The sequence below is a fragment of the Rudanella lutea DSM 19387 genome (assembly GCF_000383955.1).
Taxonomy (GTDB): Bacteria; Bacteroidota; Bacteroidia; order Cytophagales; family Spirosomataceae; genus Rudanella; species Rudanella lutea.
Genome location: NZ_KB913013.1, coordinates 6,022,305 through 6,041,809, shown reverse-complemented (window position 1 = coordinate 6,041,809; position 19,505 = coordinate 6,022,305). Strand labels below are relative to the sequence as shown.

At 55.5% G+C, this 19,505-nt stretch carries 17 protein-coding genes; 9 read left to right on the top strand and 8 right to left on the bottom strand.

The window, feature by feature from the left end:
• Nucleotides 1-282 precede the first annotated feature (282 nt).
• The 8 genes from RUDLU_RS0124795 to RUDLU_RS0124760 form a co-directional block, all read right to left on the bottom strand.
• Nucleotides 283-3,420: a lantibiotic dehydratase gene (locus RUDLU_RS0124795; protein ID WP_019991148.1), complete on the bottom strand. Its 3,138-nt coding sequence runs from the start codon at nt 3,418-3,420 to the stop codon at nt 283-285.
• 120 nt (nt 3,421-3,540) lie between these two features.
• The gene (locus RUDLU_RS0124790) at nt 3,541-3,921 is read right to left on the bottom strand and encodes a LytR/AlgR family response regulator transcription factor (RefSeq protein WP_019991147.1); all 381 of its coding nucleotides are present in this window, start codon (nt 3,919-3,921) and stop codon (nt 3,541-3,543) included.
• 58 nt (nt 3,922-3,979) lie between these two features.
• Complete coding sequence (locus RUDLU_RS0124785) at nt 3,980-4,174, bottom strand: class I lanthipeptide (RefSeq protein ID WP_019991146.1); 195 nt, start codon at nt 4,172-4,174, stop codon at nt 3,980-3,982.
• A gap of 160 nt (nt 4,175-4,334) precedes the next feature.
• Nucleotides 4,335-4,523: a class I lanthipeptide gene (locus RUDLU_RS0124780; protein WP_019991145.1), complete on the bottom strand. Its 189-nt coding sequence runs from the start codon at nt 4,521-4,523 to the stop codon at nt 4,335-4,337.
• A gap of 120 nt (nt 4,524-4,643) precedes the next feature.
• A complete protein-coding gene (locus RUDLU_RS0124775) occupies nt 4,644-4,856 on the bottom strand; it encodes a hypothetical protein (protein ID WP_019991144.1) in 213 nt (70 codons plus the stop codon).
• 6 nt (nt 4,857-4,862) lie between these two features.
• Nucleotides 4,863-5,012 (bottom strand): hypothetical protein, encoded by a 150-nt coding sequence (locus tag RUDLU_RS29850; protein ID WP_019991143.1) that lies wholly within the window; start codon nt 5,010-5,012, stop codon nt 4,863-4,865.
• Nucleotides 5,013-5,113: 101 nt separating this feature from the next.
• A complete protein-coding gene (locus RUDLU_RS29005; protein ID WP_019991142.1) occupies nt 5,114-6,346 on the bottom strand; it encodes a sensor histidine kinase in 1,233 nt (410 codons plus the stop codon).
• A gap of 12 nt (nt 6,347-6,358) precedes the next feature.
• Nucleotides 6,359-7,099: a LytR/AlgR family response regulator transcription factor gene (locus RUDLU_RS0124760; RefSeq protein WP_027303356.1), complete on the bottom strand. Its 741-nt coding sequence runs from the start codon at nt 7,097-7,099 to the stop codon at nt 6,359-6,361.
• A 342-nt stretch (nt 7,100-7,441) separates the two neighbouring features.
• Between RUDLU_RS0124760 and RUDLU_RS0124755 the strand changes: the two genes are divergently transcribed.
• From RUDLU_RS0124755 to RUDLU_RS0124710, 9 genes are all read left to right on the top strand, one after another.
• Nucleotides 7,442-9,835 carry a TonB-dependent receptor gene (locus RUDLU_RS0124755; RefSeq protein WP_019991140.1) on the top strand — a complete coding sequence of 798 codons (2,394 nt, stop codon included), beginning with the start codon at nt 7,442-7,444 and terminating at the stop codon, nt 9,833-9,835.
• 262 nt (nt 9,836-10,097) lie between these two features.
• The gene (locus tag RUDLU_RS0124745; protein WP_019991138.1) at nt 10,098-11,291 is read left to right on the top strand and encodes a lanthionine synthetase LanC family protein; all 1,194 of its coding nucleotides are present in this window, start codon (nt 10,098-10,100) and stop codon (nt 11,289-11,291) included.
• Nucleotides 11,292-11,343: 52 nt separating this feature from the next.
• Entirely contained in the window at nt 11,344-13,533 is a 2,190-nt protein-coding gene (locus tag RUDLU_RS0124740; protein WP_027303355.1) for a peptidase domain-containing ABC transporter, read from the top strand.
• Complete coding sequence (locus RUDLU_RS0124735; RefSeq protein ID WP_019991136.1) at nt 13,534-14,592, top strand: hypothetical protein; 1,059 nt, start codon at nt 13,534-13,536, stop codon at nt 14,590-14,592.
• A gap of 2 nt (nt 14,593-14,594) precedes the next feature.
• Entirely contained in the window at nt 14,595-14,786 is a 192-nt protein-coding gene (locus tag RUDLU_RS0124730) for a hypothetical protein (RefSeq protein WP_019991135.1), read from the top strand.
• A gap of 56 nt (nt 14,787-14,842) precedes the next feature.
• Complete coding sequence (locus RUDLU_RS0124725) at nt 14,843-15,022, top strand: hypothetical protein (RefSeq protein ID WP_019991134.1); 180 nt, start codon at nt 14,843-14,845, stop codon at nt 15,020-15,022.
• A 13-nt stretch (nt 15,023-15,035) separates the two neighbouring features.
• Nucleotides 15,036-16,262 (top strand): radical SAM protein, encoded by a 1,227-nt coding sequence (locus RUDLU_RS28225; RefSeq protein ID WP_019991133.1) that lies wholly within the window; start codon nt 15,036-15,038, stop codon nt 16,260-16,262.
• Nucleotides 16,263-16,274: 12 nt separating this feature from the next.
• Nucleotides 16,275-18,566: a peptidase domain-containing ABC transporter gene (locus RUDLU_RS0124715; protein ID WP_019991132.1), complete on the top strand. Its 2,292-nt coding sequence runs from the start codon at nt 16,275-16,277 to the stop codon at nt 18,564-18,566.
• Between the two features lie 3 nt (nt 18,567-18,569).
• Nucleotides 18,570-19,274 (top strand): HlyD family efflux transporter periplasmic adaptor subunit, encoded by a 705-nt coding sequence (locus tag RUDLU_RS0124710; protein ID WP_019991131.1) that lies wholly within the window; start codon nt 18,570-18,572, stop codon nt 19,272-19,274.
• The last annotated feature ends 231 nt before the right edge of the window (nt 19,275-19,505 follow it).

Genomic DNA, 19,505 nt, shown 5'->3' with positions numbered 1-19,505 from the left:
TGGACGCGGATGACGCTGATGTAGCGAATTCGCGCAGATGAGTAATCCGTGAAAATCGGCCTAATCTGTGTCATCCGCGTGCTAATTCTTTCAATTCCTAATTGAACGCTGATGACGCCGATGTAACGAATTCACGCAGATGAGTAATCCGTGAAAATCTGTCTAATCCGTGTCATCTGCGTAACAATCCATTCGTATTAGGTTTATGATTAATGCTCTCATTATGAGACTGTTGTTCCTGGGGCAACCAAAAACAACAAACTAAAAACCATAAACTACACCTCAGGCCGGTTGCAGAACGCCCTTTTTCTGCCGGGCCATCTGCGATTCGTAGTACTTACTTAAGTAATGGTAAATGACCAGCTCGTGCTGCCGCTGCTTCGAGAGGAAGAATCGGTTGAGCGTCATGTGTATGTAGCTGGGCATGAGCCGGTCGCGGTCGGCCTGTACGAGCGGGTGGGTGGCCATCGGGGCCAGCGCGAGCGACCGCTTTTCAAAACAGGCCACGGCCTCCCCAATTTCGTCGGTGTCGGCTTCCGGCGTCAAAATCTGACCCACAAGTGCTTTATGAGCCCGGTAGCGGTCGTTGAGCCGGTGCAGGAGCGTGGGTGAGCCGCCAAACTCGGCCCGGAAACCAGCGGCAATCTGATCGATCAAGGCACGACGTTCGGGGAGTGAGTACCCAAAGTCATCGAACAGCCGATCCACATTGCGGAGGGCAAACTGCCAGCGGTACTGTTCGCCCGCATCCCCTTCAATCAGCGACAAAAAGTCGGCAATGGCCACGCTATCGTGGTAAAAAAAGGTCTCGCTCAGGAGCATGGTTTGTTCGCCGTACCGTTCGGTTTCGCGTTGATACGTATCTGCCTGGAGCTTCATCAGCAAACCTTCGTTCAGATACGGTTGGGTAGCAGCCTGCAAGCGAGCCAGCAGCGTAGCCCAGAAACCCGAGTTGGGGTCGCCGTGAAAACGCACGCGCAGGTGCGGCAACGGATCCGCGTAGCGGATAAAGAACCAGCTGTCAATCTGCTGTTGCGCCAGCATCTCGTCGGCCAGTGGTTTTATCACCTCCACCAGCAGTCGCTCGGCGGTTTTGTTGCCGCAATACAGCTTCACGTACAGCCACTCACTGCCCACCATAAACTGCCGGGGCAACGCGGTGGTCACGGGTGCCTGCAAGCGGGGTTGGGCTGGTGTCAGGGTGGATACGTTCAGCGGAAACAGGAGCTCGTGGCAGTATGTCCCCTTTGTATCGCCTCCAAAACAGTTGTCAATCGTTTGCAGGTGCTCAAACAGGATAATGTCTTTCTTCTTCAGTTTATCGACCAGAATCTGTCCGGCCGCAAAGCAGTCGAGGTCGAGGGGCAGGTCGTTGTCGCCTTCGTGTAACACCACCCAACGCGGTAATCCGAGCGACTCCCGTAACTCAGTTACAAACGTTGCCGGGTCGGTGTTCTTTTCCAGTTGGCTGGCGTAGGTTTTCGACTCCAGAAACCACCGTTCGTAGCTCAGAATAAACTTCTTATAGCTGATGCGGGGCAGGTGAGGCTCCTTGCGGTACACGCCCCAGTCCCACGAAAACGGCTGGCTATATCCCTGATGCTGCAAATCGCAAAGGAACCGGTACACGGCAATCCCCTGGGTAAAGTTATGGGCGGTCGATAGCCGGGGGATAATCCGGCGGTTCAGGCGTTTTGATCGGAGAATTACCTCATCGTTCCGAATGGACACAAGCAGGTCGTCGGCACTGATGCAGTGGCTCTCAGGGGCTGCCGACCGACCCATGTACGCAATTTCGTAGGCTCGCAACTGAGGGCGCAACAGCACATTACCCGTACGGGCTTCGGGAAGGTGGACAATTTCGGCAAAGATGGCCTCGGGTTGGCTCGCTTCTTCCTGCCGGAGCAGGTCATTGACCGATTCGGCCAGGGCCGGGTCGCCGTGGCAGAACCGACCGAGCAAATTAGCCGCCGTTGGCCCAAAGAGGTTGCCATACACAAAGGTATAATCGCCCTGATCGAGGGCTTCGGGACTGCCGGCCAGGAGTTGGCCAAACATATACATACTGGCCGGAAACCGGTTGGGCCGGTCGGGGTCGATAATCGAGTCGATGTCGGCTTCGCTCAATTCTACCGTCTGTTTTTGCTGACCCAGAAAACGGGTGAAGACTGCCTGCCGGAGCCGGGCTTCGGCCGTCCAGTTCATGGGTGTCGACGAGCGTTTCTGGCGCGGAATCACCAGATCTTTTAGCAGCACCAGGTTATCGGCTTTACCCTGCCCGGTGGCTCCGTAACCTATGCCCGACTCGTTGTCAAGAGCCAGTTGTAAAGGGACCTCCTGCTCCTCCCAGCGTTCGGTAAACCGGCGCTTAAATTCGTCGAGGTCATTATTTTTCATTCGGTTTCCCGCTTCCAGAAGTCGATTGGCCGTTTGCGTCAGTTCGTTCAGGAGAGTTTGGTTCAGGTTGGCCCGTTCGGTGGCAAAGTACGTGTCGACCTGCACGAGATCTTTGCTTTGGGTTGCCGTGAGCCGGTCGACTACCTCTTTGATGAACAGGTACCGGCTGATAGGACTGTTGTGCTGGTTTAGCAGCGCTTGTACGTTGCTCAGTTGCTCAACCAGCTCATCGGTACCCTCCAGTTGCCGTAGCCGGTCGAGCAGTACCCCGAAAAACTCGGGACCCGTAACGGTCGGTTCCAGTTCGCTGGTCAATATCTGGCTGTCAATGAGTTGATTGATGAACCCTGTGGCCTGATCGAGCCGGACGGTGTCGCTCAGGAGGGTTTGGGCCAGTTGGTCAATCGTTTTGCCGCCCTGAGCAGCTTCCACCACACGGCTCACGTAGGCTGAGGCTCGCACACCCGAAAGCAGGTACGAGCGGTTTTTGTTGCGGAGTTTGTACTCCACGTACCGGTACTGATCGCCAATTTGGTACAGGCTATTGTTGGGCGAAAACCGGAGTTGATTCCGAATGGCGGGCTGCCGCACGAGCGTGCTGGCAAGCTCGGCCACGTAGTTCATGTCGAGCCGGACGTGTTTGCGCAGCTTGGCATCGGCAAACCGAATGATGCTCGGTTCGGCCGTTATGGTGCCGGTAGCGCAACCCGCAAACAGGCCGTAGGGCGTGCTGCGGGAGGTCATCCGGAGGTAATATTTGTAAAGAGAATACAATAGGCGCTCCACCTTGTCGGGGCTGCTTTTCTCCCCGTTGAGCCACCGGTCCATTTCTGTGTACAGTTCCGGCGACGCCAGGTAGATGGCCTCACGCATGAGCTCCTGCCCAAAAACGTGGCGCATTCGGTCGGCCAACCCGATCAGGCCCGCGTCGGCAAGGTGCGCGTTGGTTTCCAGCAGCTCATCGAGCGGTAGGGTAGGCGTTCGTACCAGAAAGAAAGAACCGGCGTGTAGGGTATGTTTCATGGCGACAGCGGCTGTAAGGGGTGAAAGGGATAGATTAGGTCGACTTTTTTGTATATTTACCCTCGGATTTTAATTGAAACACTTTAGAGTTAGATAGCCAGCGGACCCTTTCTCCGTTGGCTATTTTTTTGCTGCCAGGTCGCGGATTTGGTCGACTACGTGGCAGAATCGTTCGAAAGAAACCGGCTTGTTCAGCACGGCAAAGGCCATATCGGTGGTTTGGGCGGGCAGGTAGGTCGGGGGATAGGCCGTCACAAGTACGACCCAAAGCATCCGGTCGTTAAAGTCGGCAAGGGCCGTCCAGTCGTGGGCGGTGTACACCGGTAGCTCCACATCCATAAAAACCACGTTGATAGCCGGGTTGGCCATCAGGTGGTCGTGCACGTCGAGCAGATTGGTACAGACACCGGCTAGCTCAATGCCACTCAGTTGATCCACATACGACTGGATCAATTCACGAGCCAGGGGCTCATCGTCGGCAATGAGGCAATACAAAGGCATAGGGTGAAAAGAAAAGCCGCCGACAAGGATCAATGTCCCTGCCGGCGGGTACGTCTATTTATTCGGCCTGCAGAGCGGCTTTCGTCTTGGTCGCGTTGCAGCTGTTGCTGCCGCAGCTCGCTACGTAGCACTCCTCGTCGGCGCCATCGGTCGACTCATCGACCCCACCGGCGATTTGCGAGAGCTCCTGCTCGTCGAGGTTGCCAATCGTTTCTTTGTCTAATGCAAGCGGAGATACAGTTGACTTTTTCATGTTGGTTGACTTGGATTTTAAGGTGAAACAGAGAGGGTTTTATGGTTTTTTGTTCAGGGTTTAGTGTGAATCGTTTCGTGGGGCAAAAGCGAATAAACGGCAAGCTGTGCGAAACGGTAAACCCTAAACAAAAAACCATAAACCAAAAACTTGATACGGCTTATTCGGCCTCGATGGCTACTTTGGTTTTGGTGCCGTTACAGCTTCCGCTGTTGCAGCTTGCCACCCAGCACTCTTCCTGGCTGCCCGACTCATCAGAGCCACCGGCAATTTGTGAGAGCTCCTGCTCGTCGAGGTTGCCAATTGTTTCTTTGTCAAGGGCAAGCGGAGATACAGCTGACTTTTTCATGATGATTGTTTTGGATTGTTAAGGTGAAACACTGGTATATAATAACCCCGGTCGGCCTACAGATACAGGCCTGAATACTGTTGCCTTCCGGGCGATATTATCAGGGAAAAGAGGGCTCCGTCAGTCGTCGGTCTCGGCCAGAAACTCATCGATGGATGAGGTAAATACTGGAGTGCCGGTATCGTTGGCTTCGGCTTCCTGGAGCTTACTTAAAAACTGGTTGCCACCCACTACATCGGCCAGTTGATTGGCATCCAGCGATTCGATGTGGTCGATTTCGAGGAGGGAGCCTCGGGTGCGGGTGAAGCTGCGAAAAAGGCCACTCAGGTTCATGGCTGGTTAGGGTTGAGCGTTGAACTTGACGTGTGTGATAATGATGGTTGTGAATCCCGAGCGGTTACGGTCGTTGCTAATGGCCTGGGGGTGATCCAGCAGGGCAAGGGTTGATTTTTGGAGTTCGAGGGGCGAAAGAGAGAGTTTGTTTTTCATGACTGTTTAGGGGTTTGCGTTTGGTTGACGATTCAAAGTTGGGATGACATTCAAGGGACACCAATTTTTTTCGATGAACAAGGGTACCTTTTCGACAAAATTCAAATATGACCAGACCAATTCGTTTCGTCGATTGTCGAAGGTCGCGCAGACGGCTCGGGTCGGGCGGTCGGAGCGGGCCGCAAAACCAGCTGAACAACATACTGTTCGGGATGGGATTCGATCTGGAGCGAGTGTCGGCCGGGGTACAGAATGGAGAGCCGACGGCGGGCGTTTTCGATACCAATACCGCCCTCGCGTCGGGCTTTGGCGGGTTTCATCAGATCGCTGTGGGCCGGAATACTGTTGGCAATCCAGAACGAAATGGCATCGGGTGTCAGCTTCAGACGGATATGGACGTTACCCTGCTTCAATTCGTTCTTGACCCCGTGCTTGAACGCATTTTCGACAAAGACAATGAGTAACAGGGGCGGAATCACGTGCGGGCGGGGGTCGCCCTCCACCTCAAACGTCAGGTCAATGCGTGAGCCCAGCCGCGTTTGTTCGATGTAGAAGTAGTTTTGTAGAAAATCGATTTCGTCCTGTAGCGGCATCTGCGGCAAATCGGTGTTGTAAAGCGCATACCGCATCAGGTCTGATAGCCGCAGAATCAGGTCCGGGGCGCGGTCCGACTTCTTGATACTGAGTGAGTAAAGACTATTGAGCGTGTTGAAGAAAAAGTGTGGATTTACCTGCGCTTTCAGGAAGTTGAGCTCCAGATTCAGGTTTTCCTGAGCAATACGCATATTGTCCTGCTCCAGAATCAGATTGCGGTTGGCGAACCGCACGGCCTCTTTCGAGAGCTTGATCACATAACACAGCGACTGTGGGTTAATGACCTGATAAAAAATAAACCCATTGAGCCAGTTCTGGGCATAAAATGACTCGAAGCCGGCCCCGCTGCGCTTAAAAATAAGTTGCCAGAACGCCCGTGATTCGGGCAGTAGTTTATACTGAAGAATCAGGTAATCGTGCAGGTACGTAAACAGAATGTTGCCGTTGACGAGCAGAACCAGCAACAGCGGTAGCGTGCCCGCTTTGTACTTAACGGGTACCCGGTTCCACCAGAATAGGATGCTGTAATACATCAGCATGTTATACCCGACGTGTTTACTTGCCTCCACCCAGGCATAAGCAGGCTTGGCTCCCGGATGCAGATCGCGGTAGAGCCAAAGCTGTAGGAGTAGCTCGGTGCTCCAAAAAAGCAAATGAAACAACAGGCGCCACCGCCGGTAACGAGGGCGGTCGAACAGAAAATCATTGACCCATTGCTGCAAATTCTGGCGAAAGGGCATAACGCAGTCGGCTTAGTTAATAGGCTTAATCACCTCCATCAGCGCGTCGCGGTACTGTTGACCAATCTGGAGCTGCACACCGTTGACCATTTCGAGCAGGTTCCCGTTGATGGCCTTAATGGCGGCAATCCGGGCGATGTACGAACGCTGCATCCTGACAAACTCGTCGGCCGGTAGTAGCTCTTCCATCTTTTTCATGGTCGCGTGGGTGATGATCGTGCGGCCCGTTGTGATAATCTTCACGTAATCGCGCAGGCCCTCTACCCAGATAATGTCGGAAAAAAAGACCTGCACCACCTTTGCGTTTTCGCGGACGAAAATGAAGTTGGGCCGGGCTGCGGGCGGTGCGGGTTCGGGCCGCTCGGTTGGCTCGGTGGGTGCCGGTACCGGCCGCATATGGTCGCGGACTTTGTTTACGGCTTTCAGAAACCGGTCGAACGCAATAGGTTTGAGCAGGTAGTCGGTTGCGCTCAGGTTAAACCCATCAATGGCGTACGTAGGGTAGGCCGTTGTAAAAATGATGTAGGGAATTTTCTGCAACGACCGCACCATCTCGATCCCCGTGAGCTGAGGCATTTCAATATCGGTAAATACGATGTCGACGGGATGCCCATTCAGGAAGTCGATAGCGTCGAACGCGTTCGAAGCTTTGTGTACCAGCTGGAGGTACGGGATACGGGCAATGTAAGCTTCCAGAATGTCCTGGGCGAGTTCTTCGTCGTCAACAATGAGGCATCGTATCATTTGAGGCATAGCAGGCTCAGTTTGGATTACCTCGCCCAACCAGCCAACAGTCCTGGCCCTCTTATTTGCCAGGACCATACGTATCGGCGTAAACCAGGGTAAAGCGTTCAATAAGCAAACGCCAAACCGGCAGTTTCTTTACACCTCTCCACACAGAAGAGGGTTCAGGGGTGAGATAAATAGCGTCGCTAAAAGTAAAAAATTATCGCTAAAGGGGCATCAACAAACAGATGAGAAAATGTTCGATGCGTTGGTCGGCGGGTTTTGTCGAAATGAAAAAGGGGTTTGTCGAAAAATATTGACCGCGTACGGTCGTCAAGGCAGCTTTGGGTCAAAAAAGGACGAATAAGCATGAAAGCACTCTTGACGACCGTAGTTTGCCTGTTGGCCGCCCTGTCGGCCTGGGCACAGGGCAAAGTGAGCGGCCTGATTCTGGAAAAGCCGCAAAGCCCGGCATCGTTTGCGACGGTGGTACTGGTCGCTGTTGCCGACTCGGCGCAGGTGAAGGCCAGATTGACCGACGAAAATGGCGTATTTACCCTCGACGGTATTCCCGACGGAACCTACTGCCTGCGGATCAGCTACATGGGTTTTTTGCCCAAAACGACCGAGGCTTTCGCCCTGAACGCAACCACTCCGGTGCGAGAGCTGGGAAGTATTCAGCTTGTCGAAAACGTGAAGGTGCTGTCGGAAGTGGTGGTAAAGAGTCAGAAGCCCCTGCTGGAGCGCAAATCGGACCGGCTGGTGATGAACCTGGCCAATAGCCCGATTTCGCTTGGTCGCAACGCGAGTGAATTGCTGGGGGTAATGCCGCTGGTAGCCGTGGGCCCCGACGGAGGTATCTCGCTCCGGGGCAAATCGGGCGTGCTGGTGCTGATCGACGGCCGGCCGCAGCAAGGGGGCTTGCAGGCCATTTTGGAAGCTATGCCTGCCGACGATATTGCCCGTATTGAGGTGATTACCAACCCCTCGGCCCGGTACGATGCGTCGGCAACGGGTGGGGTTATCAATATCATTACCCGACAAAGCGAAAAGCGGGGGCTCACCGGCTCTACCCGCCTGACGGCTTCGCAGGGTTTCCGGCCGCAGTTGCACACCCTCGGCGGCACCATGACCTACCGCGCCCAGAAACTGAGCCTGTTAGGTCAGTACTTCTTCGCCAATCGACAGCTGTACAACGACGAAACCGGCTACCGGGCGTTCCGTAACGATCCGCTCGCCCTGATCGACGACAATACCCAAACCCGTGGGCGGGTGGTATCGCATAATCTCCGGCTCAACGCCGACTGGCAGGTGGCCAAAAACCACTTGCTGAGCTTCACGGCGAGCCGTAACCTCTCCGACACCCGGCGCGACATGAATACCACCACGGGTTTCGTGAATACGAATACCATCACCGACTCAACGTACCGCACCGATGCGATCTGGGACATTAACCGGCGTACCGACAACTACAGCTTAATGTACCGGGGCACGCTCGACTCGGTGGGCCGCGAGCTGACCGTGATTGGTACCTACACGCCCTTTGCATCGAGCACCGACCAAACGTTTGGTATCAACGTGTTCGACCGGCGCAATGAACTCCGTGGCCCGCGTCAGTTTCTGCGGTCGTTCAATCCGGTATCGATCAATATTACGGTGGCTCAGGCCGATTACAGTCACCCAACTCGTGGCAACTGGTCGTTTGTGTCGGGGCTGAAACGGGTACGGGTGGCTACCAACAACACCCTTCGGCAGGAAACGCTCATCGACGGGACCTGGCGTTTCAACCCGGCTATCAGCAACCAGATGGCCTACGAAGAAAACGTAACGGCCGGCTACCTGATGTCATCGCTCAAGGCCAAGGCCGTTACTATGCAGCTTGGAATGCGGGCCGAACACACCCTGGCCGATGTGCGGGGCCTGCGGTCGTTCAATTACCTGAGCTGGTTTCCGAGTGTGTTTCTGCAAAAAGAAGTGGCCGCCGGTCGGCAGCTATCGCTCTCGTACAGCCGCCGGATCACCCGCCCGGCCTATGACGATATGGTGCCGTTTTACCGACTCTACGACCGGTTTACGGCTTCGGAGGGTAACCCGCTGTTGCGTCCGCAATTTGATGATGTGGTAGAGCTGAACTACTCGCTCGGCGGGGTGAATATGCTCTTCGGGTACACGTACATCCAGGATTTTATGTCGTGGACACCCCGGCAGGATGTTGCCACCCGCACTACGGTCTACGCCCAGCGCAACCTCGATCGTGTAAACCGGCTGAACCTTGCCCTGTCGCACTCGCACTCGCCCCTCAAATGGTGGCAACTCTCGTACTCAGGCTGGGTCAACTACGACCGGGTAGAGGCCAACGCCCTGCCGGGGGTACCCAGCTACAACGCCCGACAGCTGTACGGCGGGTTCAACCTGTCGAGCCTCTTTACCCTGACGAACGGCTGGAAAGCGGAGCTGACTGCCAACTATTACACGCCCGGCCGAACCGGCGTGTATCAGGAGCAGAGCATTCACATGATTAACCTGGGTGTAACACGGCCCGTGCTGGCTGGGCGGGGGACGCTCAAACTCTGGGCTAACGACATCACGCGGGGTAATGTGTTTCGGACCACGATCAACTACCCGACGGTGGAGATTTTCAGCCGCACGTATAGCGATAGTCGGCGGGTGGGGCTTACGCTGCTGTACAATTTCGGGAAGAAAACGGTGGATCAGCTGAACGAGAAGAAACTCGGCAATGAGTCTGAAACGGGCCGATTGTAAATAGAAAACAACGGCACGCGGATAAAAAGTTGGCACGCGGATGACACGGATTTAGCTGATCAACGCAGATCAAATAAATCCTTTACAATCCGCGTCCTCAGTCTCATTCGCGGGCCATTTAAAACAGGATTAGCACGCGAATGACACGGATTTGACGGATCAGCGCGGATCAAATAAATCCTTTTCAATCTGCGTCCTCCGCGTCATTCGCGGGCCAATGATTTTCTTCTGCGGGCTATTGAAAATAAACCCTTCGACAACCATGAAACCGATAAATAAAACCCCCATCACCGATCAGATTGAGCGCATCGCTAATGAGTTGCCCCAATACCAGTCGTGGTTGCAAACCTCCAGCTACGATCAGGGCTTATTTGGTCTGAGCCTGTTTTACTGCTTCTACGCCCGCTACACCGGCGACGACAGCCACTACATTACGGCTGAGGAGCACTTCGACAAGGCGCTCGAAATGGTAGGGCCGGGCCATTATGTGAAGCGGTTCCGGCAGGATTTTATCGGCAACGACATTATGATGCTCGGCCGGTATATCGAGTACTCGAAACGCCACGGTTTTCTGGACATCGACACCAACGAGTTTCTGAAACAGGCCGACGACGTGGTGGCCGATACCGTTCGGCGGAGAACCCGCTTCGGTGACCTTGATCTGTTTGGCGGGGCTATGATGGGGGCACACTACTTCCACGCCCGGCTGGCTTCTACCGGGTCGGCGCGGGAGATGTTAGCCGAACTGGTAGACGAGGTAGACCGGCTGGCGCAGTACGATGAAGTAGGTGGGGCCTTCTGGAAAGCCCCCACGCTGCAAAACCGGGTGTATTTTGGTCTCTCGCACGGGTCGGCCATGATCCTGAGTTTTCTGGCGCGGATGCACGAGCTGGGTATCCGACCCGAAACCTGTCGGCGCTTGCTACGGTCGGGTGTGCAGTTTGTGCTGGCGCACCGGCGCACCCAACCCCTGGGGCTGTTTCCGATCATGCTGAACGATGAAGTGGAGCCGAAGCAGTTTTCGCAGTGTTACGGTGACCTCGGCACGGGCTACGGGCTATTTCGGGCCTCGCAGATTCTGACCGATGATGCCGACCTACAGCAACAAACCCGCGATGTGCTGGTCGACTGCTGTAACCGGACCGTAGCCGACGGCTGCACCTTTGATGCGTCGATTACGTACGGGGCCGCCGGCCTCGCGGGCGTGTTCGACAAGTTGTACCGCCTGAGCAACGACCCCATGTTGGCGGCTGCCGCCAACAACTGGTACGCCAGTATCATGAAGTACGCCAAGCCAACCGGCCCCTTTGGCGGGTTCGACAGCTTCTTCGACGAGGACAAAAACTCCTACATGCGGGTGTCGTGGGGGTGGGGCATGATCGGGATTGGTATTGCGCTGATGCAGTATCAGGACAACACCCTGCCGCCCTTCGACGGCCTCAACATGACTATTTAACCCACCCTATACCGGCCGACCGGGGTCGGTAAGCCACTATTCCTCTTTCGTTATGGCTTTCCCACATTTCCGACAACTCGACATGATGGACTGCGGGCCTACCTGCCTGCGGATGATTGCGAAGTATTACGGCCGCAATTTCAGTCTCGACTCGCTCCGCGAAAAATCCCGCATCAGCCGGGCGGGGGTATCGTTGCTGGGCATCAGCAAAGCCGCCGAATCGCTGGGCTTTCGGACGCTGGGCGGGCGGATGAGCTTCGAAAAGCTCGAAGATGGTGTTATGCTCCCCTGCGTGGCTCACTGGGACAAGAACCATTTTGTGGTGGTTCACAAGATCACGAAGAAAAAAGTCCACGTGGCCGACCCCGCCAAGTCGCTCATGACCTACACGCGCGATGAGTTTCTGAACCATTGGGCGAGCACGCAACAAAACGGGGTGAAAGAGGGCGTAGTGCTCCTGCTTGAACCGACCACGAATTTTTACGAACAGTCCGACGAGGTAGGCTCCACGCTGGGCATTGGGCAGTTGCTTAAATACCTCATGCAGTACCGGTCGTTGCTGGTGCAGTTGCTGGTGGGTATGGTAGCTGGCAGTGTGCTGCAACTCCTGTTCCCGTTTCTGACGAAGGCCATTGTGGATGTGGGTGTGAGCAACAACGACATTCACTTTATCTACCTCGTTTTGTTCGGGCAGTTGTTTTTGTCGGTTGGTGAAACCGCCATTGAGTTCGTACGGGGTTGGATTCTGCTCCACATCAGCGCGCGGGTGAATATCTCGATCCTGTCCGACTTCCTGGTCAAGCTGCTCAAGCTTCCCCTGTCGTTTTTCGATACCAAAATGACGGGCGACATTCTGCAACGGATCAACGACCACAAACGCATTGAGGGGTTTCTGACCAACACCACCCTCAGCACCTTGTTCTCGTTTATTCACCTGCTGGTGTTTGGCGCTATTCTGGCGTATTACAACCTTACTATCGCGGGGGTGTTTGCCCTGGGAAGCGCCTTGTATGCGGCCTGGATTGTTCTGTTTCTGAACAAGCGTAAGCAGTTGGATTATAAACGATTCGAGGTGTCGGCACGGAATCAGAGCAACATTATTCAGTTTATCACGGGTGTACATGAGATTAAGCTGAGCGACTGCGGCACCCAGAAACTCTGGGAGTGGGAAAAGATACAGGCCCGGTTGTTTAAGCTGAACGTAAAGAGCCTTTCGCTGAGCCAGAATCAGCAGGTAGGAGCGTTTTTTATCAATCAGGGCAAAAACATCTTTATCATCTTTCTGGCGGCCAAAGGCGTGGTAGAGGGGCACATAACCCTCGGCGAAATGCTGGCGATTCAGTACATCACCGGCCAGATGAACGGCCCAGTGGAGCAACTGATCAGCTTTTTGCGGGTAGCGCAGGATGCCAAAATCAGTATCGAACGGCTCAACGACATTCACGGCATCGAAGAGGAAGAAGCCCCCTCGAAACACCTGACCAACCACCTGCCCGATCATCAGGATATTTGCTTTGATAAGGTCTCGTTTACCTATCCCGGTGCGGGCAATGAACCGGTGTTGCGTGACCTGAGTCTGCGGATTCCGCAGGGCAAAACCACCGCCATTGTGGGCAGCAGTGGCAGCGGCAAAACCACCCTGATTAAGCTCCTGCTCCGCATTTACGACCCCGACTCAGGCCAGATTCGGATCGGGAGCAACCACAACCTGAAGAGCATCAGCCACCAGTTTTGGCGGTCGAAATGCGGGGTGGTGATGCAGGAGGGCTTTATTTTCTCCGACACCATCGCCAAAAACATCGCCATTGCCGATGAGCAGCCCGACGTAAAACGCCTGAACGAAGCCGCGCGCGTGGCCAATCTGTACGAGTTTATTGAGAACTCGCCCCTGGGCTACAACACCAAAATCGGGGCCGAGGGCAACGGAATCAGTCAGGGCCAACGCCAACGGATTCTGATTGCGCGGGCGGTCTACAAAAACCCGGATATCATCTTCTTCGACGAAGCCACGAGCGCCCTCGACGCCAACAACGAGCGGGTCATCATGGAGAATCTAAACAAGTTTTGCCAGGGCCGCACGGTGGTGGTGGTAGCCCACCGGCTGAGTACCGTCAAACACGCTGATCAGATCATCGTGCTCGAACGCGGCCGGATTGTGGAGCAGGCCAGCCATGCCGAACTGGTGTCGCAGCGCGGGCGCTATTACGAGCTAATCAAAAACCAACTTGAACTCGGGAATTAAATGACGACACACTGCGCTACCGAAACCCTGGCCGAACTGACCGAGCGATTCCCCCAGTTTCCGTCGGCCAACCACGCGCCCAAACCGGCCCACGATGACCGGAAGCTCTGGACGTTGTTTGTGGACAAAGAGATGGCCGCTCTAATGCCGCCCGACGAGTACAGCCGGGCAAAGGAGGTAACCACCTACTTTTTCCGGGCCGTCGATTTGCTGAAAACAAGGCAGATGCATGATGCCGGGGCGCTGCTGCGGCAAGGGGCCGAAGGGCTGCAAACGCTCACGCATCCGTACGCTCACCTCTACGCCCGGCAGTTTCAGTTGTCGGCCGATGCCTTGTATGCGTACAAAGAAGGCCGGTACGACTTGGCCTTTGCGCAGACCGTGGAGTGCGTCAGCCTCAACGACTATCTGGTGCGGCTGGGTTGCCCGTCGATGTTGTTTCGGAGCCTGGAACAAAACATAAACCTGTGTCTGGTCTATAGCCGACAGGGCGACGTAGCGGCCGAGCGACGGGTGCTCAATGGCCTGATACGGTACCTGCTTCTGGGTGAAACCGAATCGTCCCTGTTCGGAACGGCTTTTACTGATAGTGCTGCCCAACTTCAATCGGGGTATCTGGCCTTTGTGGCCGAGGGGTGCCTCAAAACCTACGCGGCTACGGCTGCGGGTATGTTGGTGCGTACGGCCGGGGCTAACCCTGAGGCTGAAAAGAGTCATTTTGAGGATCTGCTGGGTAATATCGGGGAGTTTGCCACGCCGACTTTGGAGCGAGTTGTGCTTTATAACTGGCTGTACCTGAAGCGTGTGTACTTCAGAGGGGCATTTGATCAGTTTGCGCAGGAGGTAGCCGAGTTCCTGTCTGAACCTTACGAACGCCGGTTCGACGTGCTCAAATTTTCGCTCTGCCAGAATCTGTTGTACGGCCTGCAAACCCGCGCCATCCGGGCTCCGTTGCTCGAAGCCCGCATTCAGACATACATCCACACCAAACTTTCCTACAAACCGGGTCAATCGAACTTCCTCTTGCCGGGTCAAACCGGCCCGAATCAGTCCTCATAGCCATGTACCTTGATGCACTCCGCCAACAGTTGACCACGCCCCACGGGGCCGACCAACCCGACGCCATCGATCTGCTCGATGATACCGCCCTGCAACAGATTCGGGGGGGTGACAAAGAGTTTACGCCCATGGGCCCCGAAGCCGAATCGCTCCACGAACTCTGGCAAATGCCCCGTTTTCTGGTGCAACTGTAGTAACGGGTGAATGAGCGATTCGCCCTTTCACTCTTTCACACTTTCACTCTTTAGACATGCCTAAGAAGAAGCCTTTTTTCCTGAAACCCAAAGACGACGAGACGCGTAAAAAGACGCTCGATAGCCTCAAAGCGGCTGGTATCGATATGACCACCGACAAAATATTTGGCGGCTGGAAAGAGTCGGGTAAGCTCCGCATCGACGACACCGATCCGCTGAGCACGGCCTCTCGTTAACGTACCCTTTGCCATGAAACCAACCGACGCCCCCACGCCCACGTTTTGCCAGACGGTCATCCTGAAGGTGGCCAGTCTGTGCAATCTGAACTGTAGCTATTGCTACATGTACAACCTGGGCGATACCACCTACCGACGTCAGCCCAAATTCATGGCCGACGAAACCGTCGATTGGTTGTTGCAACGGGTGCAGTCTCACTGCCGGCAGCATGGTTTGCGGCAGTTTCGGTTTATTTTTCACGGGGGAGAACCCCTGCTGGCTCCGCCCCGGTTTTACGAACGTTTTGTAACGCAGGCCCGGCTTCAGCTGGCCGACGTGCGGTTGTATTTTTCGCTACAGTCAAACGGTACGTTACTGACCGATGCGTGGTGTGAACTGCTCGGTCGGTTGCGTATCGATTTGAGCATCAGTATCGACGGGGCACCCGATGCGCACGATCAGTTTCGGCGCGACCATCAGGGGCGGGGCTCGTACGAGGCCGTTCGGCGGGGTATCGAGCTCGCCCGTCGGTCGGCCTACCTGACCGCCCCGCCCGCCCTGATGAGCGTGATCAACGTACAGGCCGACCCGGTTGCGGTGTACGAGCACCTCGCCGATCTGGGAATGCCGCACCTCGACTTCGCCCTGCCCGACGCCCACCACGGCTTGTTGCCTACCGGCTTGCACCACTGGCGCGAGATGGACCGGGCTCCCTTTGCCGACTGGCTCATCCGGCTGTTTGATCGCTGGCTGGCCGACCGGCCCGCGCGGGTATCTATCCGGCTGTTCGATCAGATTATGGGGCTGGTTTTGGGCATCGACAACGGGTTCGAGTACTTCGGCGGCCGACACAACGAGTTTCTGATTATCGAAACCGATGGCTCCATTGAGCCTGTGGGGACACTCAAAGCCTGTGGCGACGGCTTTACCAAGGTGGGGGCCAACGTGCGAACCCACGATCTCGACGAAGCTTTGGCCGTGCCCTTGATTCAGCTTTACCACCTGAGTCACCATCAGCTCGCGGCTGAGTGCCGGGCCTGCCGACTGGTGGAGGTTTGCGGAGGAGGGTTTTTGCCGCACCGCTACAGCCCGGAGCGCGGTTTCGACAATCCGTCGGTGTACTGTCACGATCTTCAGCGGCTCATTGTGCACATTCAGAACCGGCTGCTCGACCTCCTGCCCGCACCCGCCCGGCGGGCTACGGGTCTGCGCCGGTTGCGGTACGAAGGCGCACCTCCCGTACGCACGGCTTTCTTTTAATTCACTCGACGTATGGCTTTTACCTTCCACCGACAACTCGATTTTATGGACTGCGGCCCCACCTGCCTCAAAATGGTAGCGGGGTTCTATGGTCGCGACTACTCGCTCGATTACCTGCGGGCCAATGCCCACATTACCAAACAGGGGGTGAGCCTGATGGACCTGAACGAGGCCGCCGAAAAAATTGGGTTTAAAACCCTGCCCGTGCGGCTGTCGGTCGATCAGTTGCTCGACAATGCCCCGCTACCCTGCATTTTGCACTGGAACAGCGAGCATTTTGTGGTGTTGCACAAGGTGTTGCCCGCCCGGTGGGGGCGCAAACAGGCCCGGTTTGTGGTGGCCGACCCCGCTCACGATATGGTTTCGATTGACCGCGAAACGTTCATGCACGGCTGGTGCGGGGCCGAGGGCAAAGGCATTGCGCTCCTGCTCGAACCCACGCCTGCCTTTTACGAGCAAAGCGCCCTGGCCGACGCCCAACCCCGCGACCTGCGGTTTTTGTACCAGTACCTCCGGCCCTACAAGCGGTACATCATTCAGATTCTGTTCGGGATGCTGTTTTCGAGTGTGCTGGCTCTGATTATGCCTTTTCTGACCCAGGGACTGGTCGATTATGGGATTCAGCGGCAAGATTTCCGGTTCATTCACCTCGTTTTGTTTTCGCAGCTGATTCTGTTTTTGGGCAGTATAGGCGTCGACCTGATCCGCAACTGGATTCTGCTACACGTCAATACACGGGTGAGCGTGTCCATTATTTCCAATTTCCTGGTGAAGCTGATGAAGTTGCCCATTCAGTTTTACGACTCCAAAAACATCGGCGACATCTCGCAGCGCATCAGCGATCACCACCGTATCGAAAGCTTTCTGACTGGCTCCACACTCCAAATGCTTTTTTCGCTCGTCAATCTGGTGGTGTTTTCGGCCGTATTGGGGATGCACAGTTTGCCCATTTTGGGGGTATTTGCCCTCGGGAGCGGGCTCACGCTTGGTTGGACGCTGCTGTTTTTGCGCCGGCGTAAGAATTTGGATTACAAACGGTTTCAGCGGTTGCGGGAGCATCAGAACAGCATTTACGAGATTATTACGGGTATGTACGAGATCAAGCTCAACCACTGCGAACGCCGACGGCGGTGGGATTGGGAGCGGATTCAGGCCAAGCTGTTCAAAATCAATATTGAAAGCCTGGCGCTGGAGCAGTATCAGGAGGTGGGGGCTACGTGTCTGACCCAGCTCAAAAACATTCTGGTGTCGTACATGGCGGCCATTGCAGTCATGGAACACGAGTTTTCGTTGGGGGTGATGCTCAGTATTTCGTACATCGTGGGGCAGATGAACGAGCCCATTGCGCAGCTGTCGCGGTTTTTGCGCAACCTGCAGGACGCCCGTGTGAGTATCGAACGGCTGGGCGAAATTCATAACCGCCCAGACGAAGATGAGGACGAAGACGAGCGGGCAGCTGCCCCTGTGGCTGAGCCCGACGGCGTATCGCTCGAATCGTTTTACGAATCACAACGGCTCAATACCCTGCTACAGGCCAACGCCCTGCGGAAGAATACCTCGGAGGGGATTCGGTTGCGCGGAGTGACGTTTCGGTACGGGGGCCAACGTAACACGCCGGTGCTCCGTACTGTTGACCTGACCATTCCGAAGGGCAAGGTAACGGCTATTGTGGGTGCGAGCGGCAGCGGCAAAACCACCCTGCTGAAACTGCTGTTGAAGTTCTACACCCTGAACGAGGGCGACATCACGGTAGAAGGGCGTGACCTGAACCAATACCCTGCCCGCGAATGGCGACGACGCTGCGGCACCGTGATGCAGGAAGGGTACATTTTTTCGGACACCATTGCCCGCAACATCGCGGTGGATGGCGAGCCCATTGACGAAGCCCGGTTCCGGTACGCTATTCGGGTGGCTAATCTGGACGATTTTGTGCAACGGCTTCCGCTCGGTTTTGCCACCCGCATTGGCAACACGGGTGCGGGCCTGAGCGGGGGGCAGAAACAGCGTATTTTCATTGCGCGTGCGGTGTACAAAAACCCCGACTATTTGTTTTTCGACGAGGCTACGAGTGCGCTCGATGCGAATAATGAGCGAATTGTGATGGATAATCTGCAAACGTTTTTCAAAGACCGGACCGTGCTAGTGATCGCTCATCGACTCAGCACGGTGATGAACGCCGATCAGATTGTGGTGCTCGACAAGGGCGAGGTAGTGGAGGTGGGCACCCACCACGAACTGACTGTGATGGGGCGCGGGCATTACTACGAATTGGTCAAAAATCAGCTGCAACTCGAAACTCTGTAACCTATGGCCACCATTCCGAATGACAGCAGCCTCGATATGCAGGAGATTATCGGGCATGTGCCGCCCTGGATTGTGAGGTGGGGTATTTCGCTGCTCATTGTCCTGTTTGGGGTGAGCGTGGGGTGCGCCCACCTGATTTCGTTTCCTGAGATTTTGACGGTGCGGGTTATGATTACGGCTTCCGAGCAGCCCTCGTACACCAGCTGGTACAGCGCGGGCAACCTCATCTATCGCACGCCCGTGCGCGAGGGCCAAACCGTGCAGAAAGGCGATACCGTGCTGATTGAAGAAGATATTGAAACGGGCAAGGTGAGCTACACGCTCGCGCCCATTGGCGGCCGGGTGCTCATCACAAAAGGGTTTGAAAACAACCCGAAGAAAAACACCGTAATCATTCACCCGACTATTTCGGAATACAAAACCTACGTGAACATCCCACCTCGGGGAGACGGTCAGGTAGCGGTGGGGCAGCGGGTGCTCGTCCACCTCGACAGCTACCCCAGCTACAAATTCGGTGCGCTCGAAGGGGTCATCACGTCGATTTCGCCCACCATTCTGAACAACCACCGGCAAGCTACCGTGCGCCTGCTCAACGGTCTCCACACCGACCGCAACGACACCATACCGGTGCAGTATCACCTCGTGGGCAACGCCAACATTTACCTCGACGACCGCAGCCTGCTACAACGGCTGTTTCAGAGCCACTGAGCGGTCTATCACCAAACCTTACAGGTCTCAAAGACCTGCAAGGTTTAACCGTCTCGTGTCAATCAGGCCGGTCTCCTTTTGCGGAAGGGGTTCGCTCAAGAGATGTCATCTCGTTTGGAGAGATGACATCTCTATCTGTTTGTATGATGCCACCGAATCTTGCAGATCTCAAATAGCTGCACGGTTGAGCCGTAACCTTGTTGTAATGGAAGTGTGATTCTTAGAGCTTAA